16 protein-coding genes and 1 riboswitch are annotated in these 23,708 nt (G+C 62.3%); of the genes, 3 read left to right on the plus strand and 13 right to left on the minus strand.

All coding sequences use genetic code 11. The annotated features are described in order from the left end of the window. Nucleotides 1-7: 7 nt before the first annotated feature. Entirely contained in the window at nucleotides 8-2,305 is a 2,298-nt protein-coding gene (locus QNA11_RS11500) for a sensor histidine kinase (RefSeq protein ID WP_283483149.1), read from the minus strand. Between the two features lie 645 nt (nucleotides 2,306-2,950). On the opposite strand from QNA11_RS11500, the gene QNA11_RS11505 reads away from it, so the two are divergent. Together QNA11_RS11505 and QNA11_RS11510 are read left to right on the plus strand one after the other, a co-directional pair. Further along, complete coding sequence (locus QNA11_RS11505) at nucleotides 2,951-3,970, plus strand: hypothetical protein (protein WP_283483150.1); 1,020 nt, start codon at nucleotides 2,951-2,953, stop codon at nucleotides 3,968-3,970. A 12-nt stretch (nucleotides 3,971-3,982) separates the two neighbouring features. Continuing rightward, nucleotides 3,983-4,402, plus strand: a complete 420-nt coding sequence (locus QNA11_RS11510; protein ID WP_283483151.1) for a very short patch repair endonuclease — start codon at nucleotides 3,983-3,985, stop codon at nucleotides 4,400-4,402. 499 nt (nucleotides 4,403-4,901) lie between these two features. Here QNA11_RS11510 and QNA11_RS11515 read toward each other — a convergent pair whose 3' ends face one another. The 12 genes from QNA11_RS11515 to QNA11_RS11570 form a co-directional block, all read right to left on the minus strand. After that, a complete protein-coding gene (locus tag QNA11_RS11515) occupies nucleotides 4,902-6,068 on the minus strand; it encodes a tetratricopeptide repeat protein (protein ID WP_283483152.1) in 1,167 nt (388 codons plus the stop codon). 580 nt (nucleotides 6,069-6,648) lie between these two features. Beyond that, nucleotides 6,649-9,051, minus strand: coding sequence for a TonB-dependent receptor (locus tag QNA11_RS11520; RefSeq protein WP_283483153.1), 2,403 nt, complete (start codon nucleotides 9,049-9,051; stop codon nucleotides 6,649-6,651). Nucleotides 9,052-9,158: 107 nt separating this feature from the next. Further along, nucleotides 9,159-9,350, minus strand: a riboswitch (cobalamin riboswitch). A gap of 405 nt (nucleotides 9,351-9,755) precedes the next feature. Beyond that, entirely contained in the window at nucleotides 9,756-11,033 is a 1,278-nt protein-coding gene (locus QNA11_RS11525; protein WP_283483154.1) for a glycerate kinase type-2 family protein, read from the minus strand. Nucleotides 11,034-11,362: 329 nt separating this feature from the next. Next, entirely contained in the window at nucleotides 11,363-12,334 is a 972-nt protein-coding gene (locus QNA11_RS11530) for an HpcH/HpaI aldolase/citrate lyase family protein (protein ID WP_281930531.1), read from the minus strand. A gap of 62 nt (nucleotides 12,335-12,396) precedes the next feature. After that, complete coding sequence (locus QNA11_RS11535; protein ID WP_283483155.1) at nucleotides 12,397-15,144, minus strand: phosphoenolpyruvate carboxylase; 2,748 nt, start codon at nucleotides 15,142-15,144, stop codon at nucleotides 12,397-12,399. 124 nt (nucleotides 15,145-15,268) lie between these two features. After that, a complete protein-coding gene (gene sucD / locus QNA11_RS11540; RefSeq protein ID WP_202073072.1) occupies nucleotides 15,269-16,156 on the minus strand; it encodes a succinate--CoA ligase subunit alpha in 888 nt (295 codons plus the stop codon). A 17-nt stretch (nucleotides 16,157-16,173) separates the two neighbouring features. After that, a complete protein-coding gene (locus tag QNA11_RS11545; protein ID WP_283483156.1) occupies nucleotides 16,174-17,346 on the minus strand; it encodes a malate--CoA ligase subunit beta in 1,173 nt (390 codons plus the stop codon). 75 nt (nucleotides 17,347-17,421) lie between these two features. Further along, the gene (gene fchA / locus QNA11_RS11550; protein ID WP_283483157.1) at nucleotides 17,422-18,051 is read right to left on the minus strand and encodes a methenyltetrahydrofolate cyclohydrolase; all 630 of its coding nucleotides are present in this window, start codon (nucleotides 18,049-18,051) and stop codon (nucleotides 17,422-17,424) included. A 1-nt stretch (nucleotide 18,052) separates the two neighbouring features. Beyond that, nucleotides 18,053-18,913 (minus strand): NAD(P)-dependent methylenetetrahydromethanopterin dehydrogenase, encoded by an 861-nt coding sequence (locus QNA11_RS11555; protein WP_283483158.1) that lies wholly within the window; start codon nucleotides 18,911-18,913, stop codon nucleotides 18,053-18,055. 187 nt (nucleotides 18,914-19,100) lie between these two features. Continuing rightward, nucleotides 19,101-20,042: a D-2-hydroxyacid dehydrogenase gene (locus QNA11_RS11560; RefSeq protein WP_283483159.1), complete on the minus strand. Its 942-nt coding sequence runs from the start codon at nucleotides 20,040-20,042 to the stop codon at nucleotides 19,101-19,103. Nucleotides 20,043-20,244: 202 nt separating this feature from the next. Beyond that, a complete protein-coding gene (locus QNA11_RS11565; protein WP_283483160.1) occupies nucleotides 20,245-21,441 on the minus strand; it encodes an aminotransferase class V-fold PLP-dependent enzyme in 1,197 nt (398 codons plus the stop codon). A gap of 91 nt (nucleotides 21,442-21,532) precedes the next feature. Further along, entirely contained in the window at nucleotides 21,533-23,269 is a 1,737-nt protein-coding gene (locus QNA11_RS11570; protein ID WP_283483161.1) for a formate--tetrahydrofolate ligase, read from the minus strand. 101 nt (nucleotides 23,270-23,370) lie between these two features. Here QNA11_RS11570 and QNA11_RS11575 point away from each other — a divergent pair, with 101 nt between their 5' ends. Further along, nucleotides 23,371-23,649 (plus strand): hypothetical protein, encoded by a 279-nt coding sequence (locus QNA11_RS11575; protein WP_283483162.1) that lies wholly within the window; start codon nucleotides 23,371-23,373, stop codon nucleotides 23,647-23,649. Nucleotides 23,650-23,708 lie beyond the last annotated feature (59 nt).

Below are 23,708 nucleotides of genomic sequence, written 5' to 3' on the forward strand. Positions count from 1 at the left end.
TCCTCGATTACCTCGTTGGGATCGAAAACAGGATCGAGGTCGCGAATCCTGCTGGAGGTTTCTGGAAGTGGATTTCGCCCCCATACTCCTGGATGAAAGCGCGCGTGATCGTCAGGCCCATCCCCATTCCTTGACCAAGGACTGCATCAGGACGTTCGGTTGTCGACCGAAAGGCTTCGAAAAGCTTTTCGGCAGTCGGAAGGTCAACGGACGTTCCCGTGTTATCCAACTGGACATGTAAGAATCCACCGGATTCCCGTGCGGTTACGCGAATTCGGCCTCCGACGTTGGTGAACTTAACTGCATTTGAAAGGAGGTTTGTGAAAATTCCGGAGACCTCGGAAGGGAACATCGGCGGCGTCTTCAGGGCGGGCTCTATCTCGTTTCGAATCGAGATTTTCTTCTGATTGGCTCGCGATTCAAAAAATAGCCTAACCGCTTCGAAACGCTCTTTTAAAGGCTGCCTCGTGCGCCGCCGCCTACCTTCAAAACTAGTCGTGTCGATGAGATACGCGGCATTCCGCCGAATTCGATCCGCGAGGTCGAGCGCGTGTTGGCGCGACTTCCGAATTGCCGCCCGCATCTTTGTGACGTTCGATATTTCCGAAGCCGCTTCCAAGTCGCGAGCAAGATTTCCAATTTGTAATCCAACGGAGTTAATCTCGTGCACGAACGCAGCGAGCTCGGCACCGAGGGAAGCGAGAACACGCCATTGAACTGCTTCGCTCCCAAATTGGTCAGCTAGCTCTCGAACCTCGGTTAGGGTAGGCTGTAGTGCGGCTGCTTCTTTTGCCGCGGTTACGAAGTCTTTCCTCTCGACCGCTTGTTTGATTGTATTAAATCCGCGCTCCGCACGAATTGCATTTTCGCGAACCAAAAGGGCGGAAGGAGTTTCATTGACATCCGCACGCGAAGCAACTTCCCGCTGACGTGGCGAGTCGTCTTTGCGCTCCAGTTTTGTGCCTCTTCTGGATAAGGAGCCAAGTCGGACAATCAGGTCTGTAGCTACTCGTGTCCATTCCTTGATAAAACTAAGTTCGTGACCCGGCAGGAAACCCTCCCGATTGATGAGCATCTCTAGCCCCGCGCTCGTAGAACGGTGGAGGAAGATCGCCCCCATATAAGCTTCATTGGGCTGCAACTGCAGCTCCTCGTTTTCGAGGCCACGCGGCAAATTAAGGTCATCCAGAGAGCTCAGGCTTATTAAATGCCTTGCAGCCCGCTGCTTATAAGTTTGATAAAGACCAAGCCAGTCATCAGCCGAATTCCCGTAAGGTGGAACTCGAAATCCCTCCATAAATACACGGATTCCTTGTACTTGACTCGGCCAGCGCGATCCGGATTTTTGGAAAATCCTGCCACGGAACGAGGGGCCGGCATTGATCTGAAGCTTCTTCTCAAATCGGAAGCTCTCTGCCTTAGGATTTTCTCGCGTGGTTCGAGCAGTCGGCGCGACAGCAACTCTCAACCTTCCTGTGCTTTTTTCGAACTCTAGCTCTGCGACCCAGGTCGCGCTATGCGGCAAGTCGGAGAGTACTTGATCTGCAATGCTTAATTCTCCACCGAAGAGAATTTGAAAACCCGGATCGCTGTTTTGCTGATCGCGGACGGGAATGCGGTCGAATAAAAGAGGGCTTGTGGGAAGGCCCGGAGGTAGCGACTCCCAAGTGGCGGCGTGCGGCGCCAACGTTGCGGCCTCCTCAAAAAAGCGGTCGCGAGTACGCTTGCTCCAAGGTTTCCGTAGTGGGGCAATAGTAAGGGTTGTACCGCTTCCCCCCGTCCGTGCACGCACCGGTTCAAGAGGACGTTCTTGAACTCGCACGGCGCCAGAAGTCTCTATTTCATCCAAAGTCTCTAGACGCTCAATTGCTGCCCAATCGATACGCGCGCGCAACTCGGTTTTCGGGCCTGAGAAGGCCGACGTGCCACGCTTGGTTTGGCCTGCCTTTCGTGAAACTACCTCTAGGGCTGTTCCCAACTTGTGGGAGGCGAGCCGACCCACGCCCTTTTCGCCCGTATACCGCCGCCCGAAGACCAGTGATCGTCGGTCGCCAGTGTTCTTGGTTCGTCCCGCGATCGTGAGGAAGCCCCGCCGAAATTCGTCCGCGTTCATACCTGTGCCGTCGTCCGATACGACGATGCTTCCGAGTTCAGCATCCCCCAAATTCGTGCCGGTCACGGTCACAATTGTTGCGTCCGCGTCGTAGGCATTTTTTATCAGTTCGACGAGCGCAGTGCTTTCCTTGGCGACCAGCAGCTCGCCAAGTTCTTGAAAAAGCTTGGTATCGACCCGGAATCCCGTCACCTAGACACTTCCTCGTCATGGCGCGGAGAGTGCAGGTCGAAGCTCATTTGCCATGAAATCAATCTTGTCAATCCGCCCTGCCACCTGGCTCGTTTGAGAACGTCTAGCTCTCTACCTGTTAAAGGTACTATAAGGGCGCCATGGGAAAAAGCGGAGCGGATTTGTCTGAGTGAGCACGGCCGACGCGATCAAGGCTCTTCATGAGCGATGCGCTATTTACACCTCGCCGCCGACTGCCTCGCGGCTACTCGATCTGATTGGCTGGGCTGAGGATTCCGACCTAACATCCAGCGTGCTTCTTGAGCCCTGCGTGGGCGAGGGAGCTATTCTTTTGGAGGGGGCGCGACGCCTCGTCGCGAGCTTCCGAGCGGTGGGTTTACCTTTATCTCAGAAGCGGTTGGCACCACGAATTAAAGGCTTCGAATTCCATGGCGCCACTGCCACAAACGCGCGGAGGCGCCTAAAACGCACGCTTGAAGACCTAGGCTTCGACCGTCAAGCTGCCAAGAATCTAGCTGACGCTTGGGTACAGACCCGTGATTTTCTCCTTGAAAATCCGCGGCACGTCACGCACATCGCCGCCAATCCCCCTTATTTACGGTGGAGTAAGCTGCCCCCCCCTTGGCGGAACGATATCGAAGGGCATTGCGCCCGCTCGTTAGCCGCGGTGACATCGCGCTGGCGTTCCTAGATCGTATGCTCGAGTGGGCTGGCGACGATGGCCTGGTATCGGCGCTCGTAAGTGATCGATGGATGTTTGCCCAATATGGAGCAGATTTCCTCGCCGAATGCCGTGCGGACGGCTGGAATCTCGAAGTTATTGATGACCGACCCAGCAATCCATTCACGAAACGCGTCGGAGCTTATTCCGCAATAGTACGTTTTTCATCGATGGGTTGCTCTTCGAAAGAAGAGACGACTTCGGATAGAGGGAAGGCACGGACTTTCCATGGTAAGATGGTCGAGCAATTTGGCACGCTGGCTGACGCGGGTTGCCGCGTGCGCGTGGGGCCAGCTTTAGGATGCGGTGGTACATTTCTCTTAACGAAAGAAAACGCGAACGACATCGAGGAGGACCTTCTCTGGCCATATATTGAGAGGAAAGGCCTTGTGGGCGAAAAGGCGCGCCCATCGGAGCTTCTCCTGGCTGCTCCTTACGACAAATCCGGTCAACTAATCGATCTGGACGAATATCCCCGATTTTCAGCGTGGATCCGAAATCACGAGCGGAAGCTCAAAGATAGGAGCCAAGTTCGTGCGGGGGCCAAATGGTGGAGCACCATCGACGCAATCGGCCCACACTGGCGCGAGAGCCCTAAGCTCCTGCTGCCTGAATTGTGTCGCGATCCAATTGCTTTCGCCGACGAAAGTGGAGGTGTGCCATCCCATTCCGTTTACGCGATCTGGCCAGGGGAATGGCCTCTACGCCCTCTTCAGCGAGTACTCAATGCAGGCTTGCTTCGGTTAACCGCTGCCGCCGAGTCCCCTTACCTGACAGAAGGCTGGTTCCGATTCTATAAGCGTTTTCTAGTCCGCACTCCGCTTCCGAAATGGCACTCTTTAAGCAGAATCGATCAGGAAGGCTTGGCATCCGAGGATCGTCGTTCATTTGACGAGACGTTCGAACGGCTTTTCCGCTTCCCTCCGGGTCGACCTCCCGCGTAAAATACGTCGGCCATGACGACAAAACTATTCGAGACCGTCACTCCCGAACGACGGCAACTGATGGCCCGAGTACGTGGGAAAGACACCAAACCGGAGCTTAGAGTCAGGCGTGTAGCACACGCCATGGGATATCGTTTTCGCCTGCATCGCAGAAACCTTCCGGGCAGCCCCGATCTAGTTTTCCCGCGCCTTCGTAAGGTTGTTTTCGTGCACGGCTGCTTCTGGCACCGTCACGAAGGTTGTCCTAAATCGACGACACCCAAGGCGAGAGCCGTTTACTGGCAGAACAAATTTCGTGAGAATGTAACGCGGGACAAGCGTAGCGTACTAGATCTACAGGCACTCGGATGGCGTGTCCTCATTATTTGGGAGTGCGAAACAAACGACGACGAGTTCCTAAGATCACGGCTTTCGAATTTCCTCGCCGAGTGACCCGCTCTTCCCAAGCCGCAAGGGACGTCTCGGGGAGGTTTCCAGCCCGCGCTGTTCGGGCCTGATACTCTCAGGCGTCGTTATCTCGCTCAAGAGCGCCCTGCCCTCAACTGGCGCAGGCGACCGCCGGACAGGGAATTTTTCATTCCAAGTCCGCCCTTGGCCATTGTTGATTTTAAAGGTCTATTTTTGGTCGGTTCCGAAACCTATCGCTTTGAAAGCTCAATCAAATATTCGGCCTGTCACGCCGGAGGTCGCGGGTTCGAGCCCCGTCTCTCTCGCCATTATCTCAAGCACTTGGTTTTGAAACGCCGCCCATGGCTCGTTGCCGAGTTGGCGACAAATTTGTTTAGAGGCGGCATCGCCCCAAGCGGCCTTTTGACCGCGGGTTTCATAAGGGGCCTCATGCGGCAACATCTTAGGAATAGTTGCGCCTTGGAAAAAGCCCGCCCAGGGACGGGCTTTTACGTAGCGACGTCGAACCGATGCGCTGCCTATCTTAGTCTCGCCATGCCGGGCAGCGCTCAACTTCAGCAAGCGCCTCTGCGGCTCTACCCGCATCGGACTGCAACATTTTTGCTGAAGCCGCAACGAGATCGGCCGCTGGGTGCCCTGCGGCTGCAGCGGCTCTAGCGTTGCGACCAAGGTCCAGAAAGCGTCCTAATGGTTGGCAGCCGGCGAGGCGCGCGCGAATTTCGGTCAGAGCGTGTCTGCGCATGCCCTCATCGCCGTGGGCGTAGCGCAAGAACCAGCCAAGCAGTTCGAACCCGCAAGCAATTCGCTTTGGCAACTCCTGCAAACGCGGATGGCTCAAAAGCTCTGTCACCAAAGCCAGTCCCGCGTCGACGCGGCCGGTGGCTGTCAGCATTGCAGCGAAAGACGATATCGCTTGCAAATCCATCCGTGATTTGAGGAATGCCAGGTGAAACCATGTTTCGGCTGTGACGGGGTCGCCCCCTTCCCAGAGGAACGTGGCGTAGATTCCGCGCATTGCAGCGTCTGAATCGGGAGATCCTGTGTCCATTTCGGCTGCCTTGCGAAACCAGCGCTCCGCCTCAGCGCGATTGTTGCGTTCCCTCCAAAGAAAATTGGCGTAATGATTGAACGCCACGGCATCGTCGCCAAGCGCTACGGCGCGGCGGAGCATGGCTTCCCATTGATCAATGTCGGTTTCGCCGATCATGTGGGCGAACCGCGCATAATAAGCCATGATCTCCGGCGTCGGCTTGCGCATCAGTCGATCAAAGATGCGACGCGCCTCTTCCGGCTTCTTAGAATATTGCACTAGGGAAAAGGCGAAATCCGCCTCCAGTGAATCGCGACGGGTTGGCCGGGTATGAGCGATCAGCTCTCGGTAGGTCTTCTCCATCGCGCGCCAGTCGCCGCGATCGCGGGCTTCCAGCATCTGGGTTACCCGCGCCCAATGATCCCGCCAGTCAGGAACATCTGGAACAATCCCGGCGGTCGGACGGAATAGCGCCACCAAGCGTCGCCAACTGGATAAACCATAATCGCGAGCAACCTCCCGTTGCGCTACGGCAAGGGTGGCCGACGGATCGGCGTGGCGAAGTAGCTTCAGCCGCTGCTTCGCTTCCTTTCGCAGGTGCTCGAGATTGGGACGTTCTGGCAAGGCCCGTAAGGCGCGCGCAGTGATTTGAGGAGCCATGAAACCTTCCTTCCATCATTGCCCGGTGTCCGCGTCGATCGGGCAGGAAGTCAGGTTCTATGCACTTGGCATATTGATTGGGCTGAGCCCTTTACGCGGACCGTTGGCCCATCAGAGGCACATATCAAACGATAGCAAAAAATCGTTTGACGGTCTACGGCGCGCGGGTGGCGCCCAGGGCTCCGAATTCAGGTTAACGAGCGGACGTGTTCCGGCGTCATGGCCGCGCTTGTCGCGGCCATCCACGCCGCGCCGACGCGGAAAAGCTGAGAACATGAGCGGGAGCAACGCCGCTTCTTCACCCCGCGAGTCGTGATGTCCCGGCGTGGATGCCCGCGACGAGCGCGGGCATGACGCGGCTGTGTAGGGTTTGTTAACCTAGATTCCGAGCCTTGGCTCAGCGCCGGCCCTGCTTCGGCGCCAGGATCACGCGGAAGTCGTTGACGTTGGCGCGCGTCGCTCCCGTCACCACAACACGCCCAGCCCCTCGAAGGCCGCGAAGGCGTCGTTGTTGGCGAAGAGCGCCTTGAGACCGACGCCCTTCGCCTGCGCGGGGGCGAAGCTGTCGATGGCCCCGGCGTTAGTTCGAAAACGCTCGAAGAGGCTCCGCTACATCCGGCAGCTTTGTCACCGACGTATCGAAGTTCAATGGCCCCGAGAAGGTCACGCGCACAGCGGGCGGCTCCACGGGCTTGAAGTGGCGGTCCATCACGCCGATGGCGCAGACTGCGCCCGGCGCGACGCCCGCGCGGCACTGGCCGTAGAGCGGATCGCTCGGCAACAGTGAGCCATAGCCATAGGTGATCTGGTCGGAGCGTGAGTTGAAGATGTTGAAGGCGTCTAACTGCAACCGCCAGCCATCGGACCAACGATAGCCGAGCCTTGCATTAACCGTGCCTGTCGCGGGGGATTTCAGATAACCGTCCTCGGTCAACGGGCGGGAGCCGATATAGCGATATTTGATCGCCCCGAACCAGCCCGTCGCCTCGCCCAGCTCCAGCCCGCCCATGGCCGTCACGGCGACGGCGTTTTGCAGGAAATTCCCGGGCGCGTTGCCGAGGAAGGTTCCATAAGGGAAAGCCGCCGGCGTCAGCAGATCGGCGTAGGCGAGCGCCTGCGCCGTGTCGAAGCCACGATAGCGCGCATGCGCCAGCGCGACGTCGCCGTCGAAATTGATCCAGGAGACAGGCCGATAGTGATTGGCGATCTCGACGCCGTAGCGGCGGCTCGGGCGGCCGTAGATCGTCGTGCCGCTGTCGCCCTCGAACTGATTTTCCGAGTCGAGATTGAGCCAGAAGAAGCTAACGCTCGAATCGAGCCCCTCGATGAATTTCGTGCGCGCGCCAATCTCGGCGCCGCGCGATTTCACCAGGAGCGGAATGGGCGCGACGCGCAGGAAGGTGTCTTCATCCGACAAAGCCGAAGTGTCGAACCTCTGCGCCGCGCCGCGCGCATCGGTCGAGTGGAAGCCCTCGCCGTAATTGGCGAAGAATTCTGTCTTCGCCCAGGGGCCGAGAATGATTGACGCTTTGGGGCTGAAAAGCGCAGCGTCCTTCGAGCCGCTGTTCCACGGGCCTGTCCATAAGAAGGCGGGCGCGCCCGTGCTCGTCGCCACGACCGGCGCGCCCCAGAGCGATTGCAGCGAAGTGACGTTGGCGTTGTAATAATCGAACCGCCCGCCCGCGATGGTCTTCAACCAAGGAGTCCAACGCACGCTCGTATCGGTCCAGAAGCTGATGCTGCCCTCGCCAACAGCGTCGTTGCGGACCGTCTCATAGGGCGTGCGGCGGAACGAGTTCTGCAAGCCGAGGCGAATATCGTCATAGCGGCCCTGCAAGCCGATGCGCGTCTCGACCGGCAGGCCGAAACTCTCCCATTTGATCTTGTGCTGGGCATCGACGCCTGCGATCCAGCGCCGATCGAACTGGCGGAATTGATCGCCGAGATTCGGGTTCGCGAGAAAATAGGTGAAGTCGTTGTAGATATCGAGCGTCGAGCGGACGACATAGGCTTCAACGCGGCTCGCGTGATTGCCTTCCGTCTGGCTCCAGCGCGCGGAAAGCGAGAGGCGTGTGGTGTCGCCGCCATCCGTCGGGTTCAGCGTTCCCCATAGCGGGATAAGACCGCCGACGACCGCGCGTTGCGGAAGCTGGTTGGTCGCATACCACTTATTGGCGTAGCCCATGAAGGTGACGGACGCGCCGTCCTCCTGCTCGCCGCGCGACCAGCGGAACACGCTGTTGATCTTGCGCAGATTGTCGCCGCGCTCCCAGGGCCCGTTGTAATATTGCGACTCGACGGCGCCATAGGCGGAGCCGCCGGCAAGATCCTTGTAAGGCGCGACGGCGAGCGCGCGCCCGTAACCGAAATTGCCCCCGGTGAGCTGATAAAAGCCCGTATCGATCTTGTCCTCATATTGGAGATAGACCGAGCCGGCGGAGGCGAAGTCGCCGTCCTGCGCGTCATATGGCCCCTTGCGGGCAAGCACGTAACCGAGCAGCTCCGGGATGAGAAAATTCGAATCCGCATAGCCCTGGGCGTGCCCATGCGTGCGCATGTTGAGCGGCATGCCGTCGAGATAAAGGGCAAGATCGGAACCGTGGTCGAGGTTGAAACCGCGTAGGAAATATTGGTTCGCCTTGCCGTCCCCCGAGTGTTGCGTGACGACGAGGCCGGGCACGATCTCCAGCGCCTCGCCGGGGCGCGCGAAGGGGATGGAATTGACTTCCTTGCCGGTGAAGAACTTCTCGCTCGATGCGGTGATAGGCGGCGGCGGAGGCGCGTTTGCTGCAGGCGCAGGCGGCGCTGCGGCGGCGAAGGCCGGCGATGAGGGCAAAGGCTGTCGTGTGTGAGCGGGCGTTACGGCTCGCGTGGATGGGCGCGCGCCAATGCTGATGGTTGGCAACGCCTGCTGGGCGGAAGCGGCGTTCGAGAGAACAACGGTGACAGAGAGAAGCAGGCCAAAACGGCGGCGCGAAAACATGGGCTGACTCGCAGCGGACGTGGACCGTCACTGCGAATGGTCACAACCTCGTCGCACGACGACAAGAGCCGATGACCGCCCCGGTGCACCCCGCCCGGCGCTTTCGCGCGTGACCACGAACAACGGCAGGTCTCCTGGCTCGCGGGTCGTCACGTGAGGCCGCCTTCCCGAGCTTGCGCCCAGTGGCTGTCTGGCTTCACGCTCACCGCTTACAGTTGCGGGGGCAGCTACGGCATTGGGCCGAAGCCCGCACCGCATTCCCTTTTCATCCGAAAGGAACCGTTGTCTTTAATGAACAGCCTGATGAGGCTGTGTCAAGCCGGTTGACGTGGGACGCAGGGCGCCGAATTCGGGTTGACGAGCAGATGTGTTCCAACGTCATGGCCGCGCTTGTCGCGGCCATCCACGCCGCGCAGATGCGGAAAAGCTGAGAGCATGAGCGGGAGCAATGCCGCTTCTTTTCCCCGCTTGTCGTTATGTCCTGGCGTGGATGCCCGCGACAAGCGCGGGCATGACGCGGCTGAGTAGAGTTCGTTAATCTCGATTCGGAGCCCTGATGCGCTTGGCGGCGCAAGCCGACGCGCAGCCGCCTTACAAGCAGCCCTTGTCGACGGAAAAAGGGGCGAAACGAAGGTGATGCTTGGTATGTCTTTTATTGTGCGCGGCGCAGCGTCCCAAAGGGGCTCGCGCCGCGCGTATCGGCGTCAGCCCTGCTTGGGCACAAGGATCACGCGGAAGTCGTTGACGTTGGTGCGCGTCGGCCCCGTCACCACGAGATCGCCGAGCGCCTCGAAGGCCGTGAAGGCGTCATTGTTGGCGAAGAGCGCCTTGAGATCCACGCCCTTGGCCTGCGCGCGGGCGAAACTGTCGGGCGTCATGATGGCGCCGGCGTTGGTCTCGACGCCATCAATGCCGTCGGTGTCGCAGGCGATTGCAGAAATGCCGCCGAAGCCTTCGAGCGCCAGCGTCAGGCCCAGCAGGAACTCCGCGTCGCGGCCGCCCTTGCCATTGCCGCGCACGGTGACCGTCGTCTCGCCGCCGGAGATGATCGCGACCGGCGGCTGGAAAGGTTGGTTATGGAGGGCGATCTGCTTGGCGACGCCCGCGTGAACCAGCGCGACGTCGCGCGACTCGCCTTCGAGATCGCCGAGGATGCAGGGGGTAAAGCCCGCTGCCTTGGCGACGGCGGCGGCGGCGTCGAGTGAGCCTTGCGGCGTCGCGATGAGGATGTTCTCGACGCGGCCGAAGATGGCGTCGCCGGGCTTGGGCGTTTCGCAATCCGGGCTCGCGAGGTGATTCAGCACGGCGGCCGGCGCGTCAATTTTATATTTGGCGATCACCGCGAGCGCGTCCGCGCGCGTCGTGGGATCGGGCACGGTGGGGCCGGAGGCGATGACGGAAAGATCATCGTTCGGCACGTCGGAGATCATCAGCGCCACAACGTGCGCGGGCGCGGCGGCGCGGGCAAGACGGCCCCCCTTGATCGCCGAGAGGTGCTTACGCACGCAATTCATCTCGGAGATATTGGCGCCGCTCTTGAGAAGGGCCTTGTTGACCGCCTGCTTTTCTTCGAGCGTCACGCCCTCGGCCGGCAGCGCCATCAGCGCCGAGCCGCCGCCGGAGATGAGCGCCAGCACGAGATCGTCCTCGGTGAGGCCCTGCACCTTTTGCAGGATACGCTTGGCGGCCTCGCGGCCGGCGGCGTCGGGCACGGGGTGCGAGGCTTCGATCACCTCGATCTGCTTGGTTTGCGCGCCGTGCTCGTAGCGGGTGACGACCAAGCCTTCGAGCGGCCCGCCCTTCCAATGCGCCTCGACCGCCGCCGCCATGGAAGCGGCCGCCTTGCCGGCGCCGATGACGATCGTGCGCCCCTTGGGCGGCGCGATCTTTTCGAGATGCTTGGGCAGGCAAAGGGACGGATGCGCGGCGCCGACGGCGGCGTCGAACATGGCGCGGAGAAGCTGGCGGTGGTCGTCGGACATGGGTTGCTGGCCCTATTCACAAATCTTGGGGTTTCTCCTTCTCCCGCGAGCGGGAGAAGGTGGCCCCGCGGAGCGGGGTCGGATGAGGGTCTTCGGCGTTGCCTGGGCCTGTCCTAATGGCTTTCGTATGAGAGGGAAACGTCGGCGTTATTCGCTTCGATCAGCCCAGCGTTTGAGCATCGTCGTGGTCTCAAAAAGAGTCGCACATAACTGAAAGCACGGGAGTCTCAACGGCCCTCATCCGACCCCGCTTCGCGGGGCCACCTTCTCCCGCGAGCGGGAGAAGGGAGAGTCCCCCTCCCCGCAAAAGCGGGGAGGGGGAGAATTCGTTACGCCCCGATGGCGTTGGCCTTCTCGATGAGCGCCTCGGCCATGCGGATCGAAGCGATGTCGATCAGGCGGCCGTCGAGCGACACGGCGCCCTTGCCTTCCTTGGCGGCCTGGGCCATCGCGTCGAGGATGCGGCGGGCCTTGTTCACTTCCGCTTCGGACGGCGTGAAGACCTCGTTCGCCAGCTCGATCTGCGAGGGGTGGATCGCCCACTTGCCTTCGTAGCCGAGAACCGCGGCGCGCTTGGCGGCGGCCTTATAGCCTTCCGGATCGTTGAAGTCGCCGAACGGGCCGTCGATCGGGCGCAGGCCATAGGCGCGGCAGGCGACCATCATGCGGGTCTGGGCGGCGTGCCACTGATCCATCCAGTAGTAGTCGCGGTTGCCCTTCTCGTCCTTGTCGGTGAGAACGCCGTAGTCCGGGTTCACGCCGCCGATGACGGTGGTGCGGGCGCGGGTCGAGGCGGCGTAGTCGGCGACGCCGAAGGACATCGCCTCAAGGCGCTTGGAGGACTGGGCGATGGCTTCGACATTGGCCATGCCGAGCGCGGTCTCGATCAGGATTTCGATGCCGATGCGCTTGGTGCGCTTCTTGTACTGCTCGATCTGCGTGATCATCATGTCGATCGCGTAGACGTCGGCCGGCACGCCGACCTTCGGAATCAGCACGACGTCGAGACGCGGGCAGTTCTCGAGAACGTCGACGACGTCGCGGTAGCAATATTGCGTGTCGAGGCCGTTGATGCGCAGCGTCATCACCTTCTTGCCCCAATCGATGTCGTTGAGGCCCTGGATGATGTTCTTGCGCGCCTGCTCCTTGTCATCGGGGGCGACAGCGTCTTCGAGGTCGAGGAAGATCTGGTCGGCCTTCGACTGGGCGGCCTTCTCGAACATGCCCGGCGCGGAGCCCGGCACGGCGAGTTCGGAACGGTGCAGGCGCGGCGTGGCCTGCTCGATCAGGGTAAAGCTCATAACGATTTTCCTTTCTTCATTGGTCCCAAAGATGCGCCTGCTGGAAGCGCGTCAGGATGCATTTAGCCAGTGGCCCCGAGGCCGGCGGCGATGCAACTGATGGAGATGAGCAGAGGCGCTTTCACAGCCTCCTTCTCGTCCTCGTCTTGCGCCTCACGGAAGCGGCGCAGCAATTCAACCTGTTCGCGATTGACTTCGTTGATCACCGGCAGCCGGTGCTCCAGCCGCGCGGCATATTCCTTGAAGCGGTCGGTGAGGTCGCGATCGCCCGTCACGCGCAGCACCATCTCGCGGGTGAGCGCATATTCGTCCTCGATCATCTTGAAAATCTTCTCTCGCACGGCTTCGTCGGCGACGAGGCTGGCGTAGGCCCTGGCGATCGAGAGATCGACAAGCGCCAGCGTCTTCTCGACCTCATCGAGGATGAGGCGGAAGAGGCGGGAGTCCTCGAACATCCAGCGCAGCAATTCGAGGCCGCGATCGCCATGCGTATCGAGATAGGCCTTGAGGCCGGAGCCCACGCCATACCAGCCGGTGATCGAATGGCGGTTCTGCGCCCAGGCGAAGACCCACGGGATCGCGCGCAAATCGGCAAGGCTCTTGGCGCCGAAGCGGCGCGCCGGGCGCGAGCCGATGTTGAGCAGGGAAATCTCTTCGAGCGGGCTCGCGGCCTGGAAATAGGCGACCATATCCGGGTCGGAGACGAGCCGCTCATAGACAGCGAAGGACGCGAAGGAGATTTCCTCGAGCGCCTCGTCGAAATCCTTGCGCGGCACCAGCGCGTCCTCGCGCTCGGATTTCAGCGCATGCTGGAAGACGGAGGAGGCGAGCAGCTCCATCTGATAGGCTGCCGTGCCGCGATTGGCGTATTTGAAGGAGACGACTTCGCCCTGCTCGGTGACGCGGAAGCGGCCGCGGATCGAGCCCGCCGGTTGCGCCGCGATGGCGTGGCCGGTTGGCGCGCCGCCGCGCGAGACGGAGCCGCCGCGGCCATGGAAGAAGGCGATGGCGATGTCCATCTCCTGCCCCACTTCCGTGAGGCGCGCCTGCGCCTTGAACAGCTCCCAGTTCGACGACAGGAAGCCGCCATCCTTATTGGAGTCGGAATAGCCGATCATCACTTCCTGCAGATCGCCCTGCGCGCGGGTGCTGCGGCGGATGAGCGGAATCTGCAGCAGATCGCGCATGATCGCCGGCGCGTCCTGCAGATCAGTGATCGTCTCGAAGAGCGGCACGATCGGCAAAGTCAGATGATCGACGCCCGCGGCGTCGGCGAAGAGACCCGCCTCTTTCGCCAGCAGATAGATGCCCAGGACGTCATTGGCGGAGGAGGTCATCGACAGGATGAAGCTGCCGAAGGCCTCGCGATCGAGCCGCGCGCGCATATCGGCGACAACCTCGAACATCTCGATGATGTCGCGCGTATCAGCGGTGAGCGTGTCACGCGGAATGGGGGCCGCGCGCGGCGCGTCGAGCTCCTTCATGACCCACGCGCGCCATTCGTCGGACGTCACATCAGGGGCCGTCTCGCCCTCGGTCTTGATGCGCCACAATTCCTGCAGCGCCGAAGTGGTGCGCGTGGTGTTCTGGCGAATGTCGAGACGCACCGTGCTGAAGCGGAAGATTTCCACAGCGCGGCGCAGCGGGCGTACGAGGTCGGTCGCGAGCGCCTCGCTCTTGGCGTCGATCAGCACCGATTCGAGCAGCAGCAGATCGCCGATGAGCTTGTCGGCGCTCGTGTAGCGCGGGCCGGTCGTCGGCTCGTCGTTTGTCGCAGCAAGCGTATTGTCGATCTTGCGCAGGATCGTCGTGACGAACTGGCGATAGGGCTCGTTGAAGTTGCGCTGCGCGATGCCGGCGCCGTCCGGCAGCTCCTTGAGGCGGCGCGACAGCTCTTCCTTGAACGCCGGCGGAATCACGGCGGCGCGCTCGCTGATCGACAGCATGCGCACGAGATCGACCACGCGGTTGCGATAATAATTGAGGCTCGCCGTCGCGTTCAGCCGCATCGTCTGGCGCGTCACCTCATTGGTGACGAAGGGATTGCCGTCGCGGTCGCCGCCGATCCAGGAGCCGAACTGGAAGAAGGGCGTGACCTCGAATTTCTCCTGCGGATAATGGCGCTTCAGCGCGCGCTCGAAGGAGGAGAGAAGCTCCGGCGCGAGATCGAAGATGCTTTCCTGGAAGAAGTGCTGGCCCCAGTGCACTTCATGCTCGACGGTGGGCTTTTCCAGATGCAATTCGCCGGTGAGCCACAAAAGCTCGATTAGATCGTAGATCGACTTCACCAGGGCTTCGCGCTCGCGGTCGGTCCAGCGTGTGGATTCCAGCTCACGCATCAGCAGATAGATGCGGCGGTACTTTTCGAGGATCGAAACGCGCTTGGCTTCGGTCGGATGCGCCGTGATGACCGGGCGGATGCGCAGCGTCTGCAATTGCGCGCGCACTTCCGCCGCGCCGACGCCCGCATTGGCGGCGCTGGACAGCACGTAATCGAACGTGCCGAGCAGCTTGTCATGGCCTCTTTCGCGCTCGATGCGCCGGCGCCGGCGCATGGCGTAGGCCTGTTCGGCGATGGAGACGAGCTGGAAGATAATCCCCTGCGCCTGCAGCGCGCGCGCCATCTGTTTCGGCGCAAGGCCCGCGCCCGCCTTCGAGTCGCGCACCACAGCTTCGATCTCAGGCATATGGCGGCGGATGACGGCGAGCAATTGCTCGCGCAGGAAGGCGGAAGCCTCCGTGACAGAACGCGTCGCGAAAGCCGAGGGCAGGCTGATCGCGCTTGTCGTGTTCTGGTTCTCGGCGGTCATAGAAGCTCCCTAAAAGCGTACGAAACGCCAGGCCGGCGGTCACGCCGGCGCATCCTTCACAAGAAGACGGCGACCGGTCTTTCGCGATCTATGTCGAGAACGCGAAAGCTCGATGATGGCGCCGTCAGGCCCGCTTGAGCACTTTGGCGACGGTCGAGCCGAACTCGGCCGGATTGGGCGCCACGGTGAGGCCGTAGGACTTCATGATCTCGGTCTTCTCGGCCGCGCTGTCGCCCGTCGCCGAGATGATGGCGCCGGCATGGCCCATGCGCCTTCCCTTGGGGGCCGTGAGACCCGCGACGAAGCCGACGACCGGCTTGGAGAAGTTTTCCTTGATCCAGGCGGAAGCCTCGGCCTCCTGCGGGCCGCCGATCTCGCCGATGATCAGCACCGCTTCCGTCTCCGGGTCCTTGTCGAAGAGGACGAGGTGATCGAGGAAGGACGAGCCGTTGATCGGATCGCCGCCGATGCCGACCGACGTCGAGATGCCGAGCCCCAGTTCTTTTAGCTGCGAGGCGGCCTCATAGCCGAGCGTGCCCGAGCGCGAGATGAGGCCGACCGGGCCCTGCTTGTAGATATGGCCGGGCATGATGCCGAGCATGGCCTTGCCGGGCGAGATGATGCCGGCGCAATTCGGGCCGACGAGCATGGGGCGGCGATCCTTCGGGAAGCGCAGGAAGTAGCGCTTCACCTTCATCATGTCCTGCGCCGGGATGCCGTCGGTGATGGAGCAGATGAGGCGAATGCCGGCGTCGGCGGCTTCCATGATCGCATCGGCGCAGAAGGCCGGCGCGACGAAGGTGATCGAGGCCTGCGCGCCCGTCGCCTTCACGGCTTCCTTCGCCGTGTTGAACACCGGCACGCCGTGATGAGTCTTGCCGCCCTTGCCGGGCGTGACGCCGGCCACGACATTGCTGCCGTAGTCGATCATTTCCTTGGCGTGGAAGCTGCCTTTGTCGCCGGTGATGCCCTGGATGAGGATCGGCGTTTTTTCGTCGATGAGAATGCTCATGATGTCCTCCCCAGCGCTTACTTGACGCTCTGCCAGGCTGCGACGGCCTTTTGGGCGGCGTCGGCGAGCGTATCGGCCTGGATGATCGGAATGCCGCTCTCGTCGATGATTTTCTTGCCGGCTTCGACATTCGTGCCGGCGAGGCGCACGACGAGCGGCACGCCCTCGATCTTCTCCTGACGCACGGCGTCGACGACGCCCTGTGCAACCCAGTCGCAGCGGTTGATGCCGGCGAAGATGTTGACCAGCACCACCTTCACGCGGCGGTCGGAGAGCACGAGACGAAAGGCGGTCGCGACGCGCTCGGGCGAGGCGCCGCCGCCGACGTCGAGGAAGTTCGCAGGATTGCCGCCAGCGTGCTTGATCATGTCCATCGTCGCCATGGCGAGGCCGGCGCCATTAACGATGCAGCCGATCTCGCCGTCGAGCCCGATGTAGTTCAGGGCGTGCTCATGCGCCTGCGCCTCGCGCGGGTCACTCTGCGAAGGATCATTCAATTCGACGATATGACGGCGGCGGAACAGCGCATTGTCGTCGAAGGACATCTTAGCGTCGAGCGCCAGCACCTTGTCGTCCTTGGTGACGACGAGCGGATTGATCTCGAGCATGGTCGCGTCATTGTCGCGGAAAGCGCGATAGGCGCCCATGATGGTCTGCACCGCGCGCGAGACTTGCTTGATATTGAGGCCGAGTTGGAAGGCCAGCTCACGGGCCTGGAACTGTTGCAGGCCAACCGCCGGCTCGACGATCACCTGCAGGATTTCGTCGGGCATGGTGCGGGCGATCTCTTCGATCTCCATGCCGCCATGCTTGGAGGCGATGACGCGCACGCGCTCGAGCTTGCGGTCGAGGACGTAGCCCAGATAAATCTCGCGCTCGAAGGGATCGGCGACTTCAACGTAAACGCGCTGCACGGGCTTGCCTTCCGGCCCCGTCTGGCCCGTCACGAGACGCTTGCCGAGAAGGTCGCGAGCCGCCTGCTGCACTTCATGATAGGTGCGGCAGAGCTTCACGCCGCCCGCCTTGCCGCGCGCGCCGGCGTGGATTTGCGCTTTTACAACCCAGTGGGAACCGCCGAGCTCGGTCGCCGCATAGACGGCCTGGTCCGGGCTGAAGGCCACGGTGCCGGGCGGAATGGCGACGCCATGCGCGGCCAGAATTTCCTTGGCTTGATACTCGTGGACGTCCATCGGTTCCTCCCCTCGCGGTTCATTCGCGCTTATTGGGCGGCCGACGCGCGAGCGCGTCAGCCGCCTGTCTTGGCGTTAGCCAATCTTTCCGCGCACGACCTCATAGACCGCTTCGGTCTCGGCCGCCGCCTTCGCGAGCAGCGCATTGACCTCGGCGAGCTGCGTCTCGGCGAAGTCGCGGTCCTTGATCGACTTGGCGTTGATGAAGACGTTCAACGCGCAGCTACGCAGGCCGGCGTTGGCCGCGAGCACGGCGACGCCCGCGTCGCTGATGACGCCGAGATTGCCCTTGTCGGCGGCTTCCTTCGACAGCGCGATCACCTCGTAGCAGACCTTGCAGGTGGCGAGAGGCGCGAGCGTCGCGGCTTTCAGCGCTTCCTGGATCGCCGCCGTGCGCGCAGCCTTCTCTTCGTCCGTCGCCTTCGGCAGGCCATAGGCGCCCATCAGCGTGTTGAAGGCGACGACATCCTCGTCGATGCCCTTGGTAAGCTCTTCGCGCAGCGCCTCGGCGCGGGCGAGGGTCTTTTTGAGATCCTCGGAGACGGCCTCATAGTTCTTCTTGCCGATGGTCAAATTGCAGACCATCGAGACCAGCGCCGCGCCCATGGCGCCCGAGAGCGCCGCCGCGCCGCCGCCGCCAGGAGTCGGCGCGTTGCTCGCGAGTTCGTCGAGAAATTTGCCGATCGTTTCCGTCTTCGCGCTCATATCAGGCCAGCACCTTCGCTTGGGCGTAAATGTTTTCGCAATCGAACAACTGCTCGGAGCTTTCGAACAGCTTGCCGACGCATTCGCGATGCAGTTTCAGCTTGAGGCCGCCGAGGCCCAGCGCGCCGATGACGATCTTGCCGTGGCGCTCCTTTGCCTTATCGATCGCCTCAACGCCGCCGATGCCGAGCGGCGGCTGCGCGTTGCAATCGGCGAGAAGCTCGATCGTCGGGTCATTCTGCCAATCGGCTTCGTCGAGCAGCGGCACGCCGATGGCGCCCGCCGCGAACACGACCTGCGCGCCCTTGACGGCGGCGGCGCGGGCGGCGTTGTCCTTGGCCTCGATCGCGACGGGCGTGAAGCCGAAGCGCTCCTGAATGGCTTTAGCGGCCTCTTCCGCGCGCGCCTTGTCGCGCGAGGTGATGGCGACTTCGGCGCCCTCGATGTTCAGCATGGCGGCGGCGCGCATGCCGACCGGGCCGGTGCCGGCGAGGACGACGGCCTTCTTGCCCTTGAGATTGCCGGCCTTGGCGAGCAGCGCGACGCCGGCGGCGGCGGTCGTGTTCGAGCCGTTGGAGTCGAGCATGGCCGAGACGCGGAAGTTGGAGAAGAAGCGCTTCTTCACCGCCTTGAACACGGCCTCGCCCGCGGTCATCGAACCACCGCCGACGAAGATCGCCGTAAATTGCTTCTCTTTGGGGCCGCGCGTGTAGATGCAGCCGTCGACGAGCGCGCCGACGCTCTCCGGCGTCACGCCGCCATAACCGATGATGTGATCGGCGCCGCCGTCGTAACCGACGACCGTGTCGAAGACGCTGGCGACGGGATCGGTGTCGAAAAGGAAAAGAAGCTTTTTAGTCATTAGCGTTCCTCAGGAGCGAACCCGCCACGCGTCATGGCCGGGCTTGTCCCGGCCATCCACGCCGGGACGCGATGAAATCGTCTGCGACGAGGCCCCCCGCTGCTCCGCCCGCTGCGCGGCGTGGATGCCCGCGACAAGCGCGGGCATGACGGCGGGGGAGACAATCGGGGCCATTTCCTTCACTTCTTTACGCCGTCACCACATTGCGCGGGTCGCCCGCAACGAAGGCGTCGATATTGTCGATGAGCTGATCCGCCAGCACCTGCATGGCTTCCTTCGAGGCCCAGGCGACGTGAGGCGTGATGATGAGGTTCGGGATCGTGGGATCGAGCAGGATGTTGCCGTTCTTCGGCGGCTCGACGGTGAGCACGTCCAACGCCGCGCCGGCGATGACGCCGTTGCGCAGCGCGTCCGCGAGCGCCTGCTCGTCGATGATGCCGCCGCGCGCCGTGTTGATGATGCTGGCGGTCTTCTTCATCGACGCGAGCTCCTTCGCGCCGATCATGTTCTTGGTTTGCGGCGTCAGCGGGATGTTCAGCGTGACGACGTCCGACTCGCGCAGGACGGTCGCGACATCCACTTTGCCCGGAACGTCCGCGACGTCGTTGATCAGCACATTCATGCCGAGCGCCTTGGCGCGGCTTTCGACCTGCTTGCCGAGCGCGCCGTAGCCGATGATGCCGAGCGTGGAGCCGGCGATGTCATAGATTGGGTAATCGAAGTAGCAGAACTGGTTGGCGTAGCCCCAGCGGCCGTGGCGCACGCTGTCGACATAGTTCACCAGATTGCGACGCAGCGCGAAGAGCAGCGCGAAGACATGCTCGGGCAGCGTGTTGTAGGCGTAATTGCGAATGTTCGAGACAGTGATGCCATTGGCCGTGGTGTAGGCCTTGTCGATCACGTCGGTGCCGGTCGCGGCGACGGCGATGAGCTTCACGTCGGGAAGCTGCTTCAAGGTCGCTTCGCGCAGCGGCACTTTGTTGGTGATGATGATGTCGCAGCCCTTGGCGCGCTCGACGATCTGGTCCGGCGCGGTCTGCGCATATTCCGTATATTCGTGCGGGAAATTCGGTTTGCGCACATTGGCGTCGAGCGTTTCGCGATCCAGAAAGACGATTTTGTGCGACATGAAGCTCCCCTGATTTCCCTTGATTAGCCCTCTCCCGCTTGCGGGAGAGGGTGGCCCCCGCGTGAGCGGGGGTCGGGTGAGGGCGAATTGCACCCGCGACGGAAGCCCTCATCCGTCGCGCATTCGCGCGACACCTTCTCCCGCATAGCCCGTCGAAGACGGGCGTCTCTCGACGCCCTAAGCGGGAGAAGGAATAGCGGCGTTAGACCTTCAGCAGCGGATTGGCGCGATACACCGCCTGAGCAGCGGCGACGCCGGAGCCGGCCTCGATCTTGATGCCGTTGTCGAGCATCGCCATTTCCGCGCCCGCGATGGCGCCAAGCAGCATCAGCTCGTTGAGGTCGCCGAGATGGCCGATGCGGAACACCTTGCCGGCGACTTCCGACAGACCGGCGCCGAGCGCGAGGTTATAGCGCTTGTAGGCGGTCTCGATGACCTTGGCGGCGTTGTAGCCTTCCGGAACCAGGATCGCGGTGACGGTGTCCGAATCCCACTTCGGGTCCTGCGCGCAGGTCTTGAGGCCCCAGGCCGCGACAGCGGCGCGGACGCCGGAGGCGAGGTGATGGTGGCGCTTGTAGACCTGATCGAGGCCCTCTTCGAACAGGATCGCGAGCGCTTCCTTGAGGCCGTAAAGCAGCGGGACGGACGGCGTATAGGGGAAGTAGCCGTTCGCGTTCTGCGCGATCATGTCCTGGAACTCGAAATAGGCGCGGCGCATCTTCGCGTTCTTGCCCGCCTCGATCGCCTTCGGGCTCGCGGCCATCAGCGCGAGGCCGGCCGGCAGCATGAAGCCCTTCTGCGAGCCGGAGACGATCACGTCCACGCCCCATTCGTCCATCTTGAACTCGAGCGAGCCGACGGAGGACACGCCGTCGACGAAGAGCAGCGCCGGATGCTTGGCGTTGTCGATCGCCTTGCGGACGGCGGCGATGTCCGAGGTCACGCCCGTGGCGGTCTCGTTGTGCGTGGCGAGAACGGCCTTGATCTCGTGGTTCTTGTCGGCCTTGAGGGCCTCTTCGATCAGCTCCGGATCATTGCCGGTGCCCCACGGACGCTCCTGCTTGATCACCTCGAGGCCGAGGCGCTGGCAGAGGTCGATCCAGAGGTGCGAGAACTGGCCGAAACGCTGCGCGAGAACCTTGTCGCCGGGCGACAGCGTGTTGGTGATCGCCGCTTCCCAGCCGCCGGTGCCGGACGCCGGGAAAATGAAGGGCACGCCCTTGTCGGTGTTGAAAACCTTCTTGAGGCCCGGGAACAGCGGCTTCACGAGGTCGGGGAAGGTCGGCGAGCGATGGTCTTCCGAGGCGACCGCCATGGCGCGCACGATGCGGTCGGGAAGATTGGTCGGGCCCGGCACGAAGAGGAAGTTTCTGCCCGGGACTCTGGAATTCTGCGCCATTTCTATTTGCTCCTTTCGAGCGAAGCGTTTGCAGGATTGGAAGGAACCGCGGCGCCCTACTGAACGCCGCGGAATTCTTTTATCGAGATGCTTAGAACAGGCCCGCGATGCGGCCGTTCGCATCCACCGCGATATTGTTGGCGGCCGGCACCTTCGGCAGGCCCGGCATGGTCATGATGTCGCCGCAGACCGCGACGATGAACTCCGCGCCCGCCGACAGACGCAGCTCGCGGATCGGGATGATGTGTCCCGAAGGCGCGCCCTTGGCGTTGGCGTCGGTGGAGAAGCTGTATTGCGTCTTGGCGATGCAGACCGGGAAGTTGCCGAAGCCTTCCTTCTCCAGCTCCGCGAAGCGCGCCTTGATGCTCGCGTCGTAGGAGATGTCGGCGGCGCCGTAGAGCTCCTTGGCGATGGTGCGCACCTTCTCGGCGAGCGGCAGCTCGTCGGGATAGAGCGGCTTGAAGTTCGAAGGCTGCGTCTCGATCGTCTGCACCACGGCGCGGGCGAGATCCGCCGCGCCGGCGCCGCCAGAACCCCAGTTGTCGGCGACGACGCAATCGACGCCTTCCGCCTTGCAGAGCTTGTCGAGGGCCGCCATCTCGGCCGCCGTGTCCGACGAGAACTTGTTGATCGAGACCAGCACCGGCACGCCGAACTTGCGGACGTTGCCGATATGGCGCTTCAGATTCTCGAAGCCCTTCTCGACCGCCGCGACGTTTTCGGCCTTGAGGTCGTCCTTGGCGACGCCGCCATGCATCTTGAGCGCGCGGATCGTCGCGACGATGACCGTCACCGAGGGCGTCAGGCCCGCCTTGCGGCACTTGATGTCGAAGAACTTCTCCGCGCCGAGGTCGGCGCCGAAGCCGGCTTCCGTCACCACATAATCGGCCAGCTTCAGGCCCGCCTTGGTGGCGATGACCGAGTTGCAGCCGTGCGCGATATTGGCGAAGGGACCGCCATGGATGATCGCCGGATTGTTCTCGAGCGTCTGCACGAGGTTCGGCGCAATGGCGTCCTTGAGCAGCGCGGCCATGGAGCCGGCCGCGTGCACTTCGCTGGCGCGCACGTTCTTCTTGTCGCGGGTCTGGCCCACGATGATGTTGCCGAGACGCTGCTGCAGATCGGCGAAGTTCGAGGCGAGGCAGAAGATCGCCATCACTTCCGACGCGACCGTGATGTCGAAACCGTCCTCGCGGGCGAAGCCGTTCGCCACGCCGCCGAGCGACGAGACGACCGAGCGCAGCGCGCGGTCGTTCATGTCGACGACGCGGCGCCAGCTCACGCGGCGCGAGTCGATCGCCGGCTGATTGCCCCAATAGATGTGGTTGTCGATCAGCGCCGCGAGCAGATTATTGGCCGCGCCGATGGCGTGGAAGTCGCCAGTGAAGTGGAGGTTGATGTCTTCCATCGGCACGACCTGGGCGTAGCCGCCGCCAGCCGCGCCACCCTTCACGCCGAAGCACGGGCCGAGAGAGGGCTCGCGCAGGCAGCACAGCGCCTTTTTGCCGATGTAGTTGAGGCCGTCGGTGAGGCCGACCGTCGTCGTGGTCTTGCCTTCGCCGGCGGGCGTCGGGGTGATCGCCGTGACGAGGATCAGCTTGCCGTCCGGCTTACCTTCGAGCGAAGCGATGTAGTCGAGGGCGATCTTGCCCTTGTAATGGCCATAGGGCTGCACATGCTCGGCCGGAATGCCGAGCTTGTCTTTGGCGACCTCGATAATCGGCCGCATCTTGGCAGCCTGAGAAATCTCGATATCTGACTTGGGCGAAAGGTGCTGATTGTCTTTTCCGCTCGCGCCCGGCGCGGCGGCTGACGTAGGTGACGACATATAGCTCCACTCCCTCTCGAGCCCGTTTGCGGGCTCCGGAAATTTATCGGCCGCGGCGCGATGAGCGACGGCTTGCCGGCGCCATTCAACGGTCCTGAGCCATGCTCGCGCGCGCCGGGCTTAAACCGACGCCGCCCCCGCGCGCAATGAGCCCATCGAACGACCTGATTTTGCCGTTTCGTATGACGGCAATAAAAATGAGCCGTCAAGCAGGCAAGCGCGCGCGCGGCGCCGATGCGGCGCCGCAGCAAAATCGGCTTTCCCGTTCGCGCGACGGCCCCGAATGGCTTGGCTCCATATACGACAAGCGGGGCAAGACGACTATCCTCGACCTACCCGATCGATCAGCGCCTGACTTGAACACAAAGAATCATAAATAACTTATATTTCTTACACTATCGGAATCGCCGTCAGACCGACATGATGGGGAGCTGAACGG

It is taken from the genome of Methylocystis sp. JR02 (assembly GCF_030063565.1).
GTDB classification, from domain to species: domain Bacteria; phylum Pseudomonadota; class Alphaproteobacteria; order Rhizobiales; family Beijerinckiaceae; genus Methylocystis; species Methylocystis iwaonis.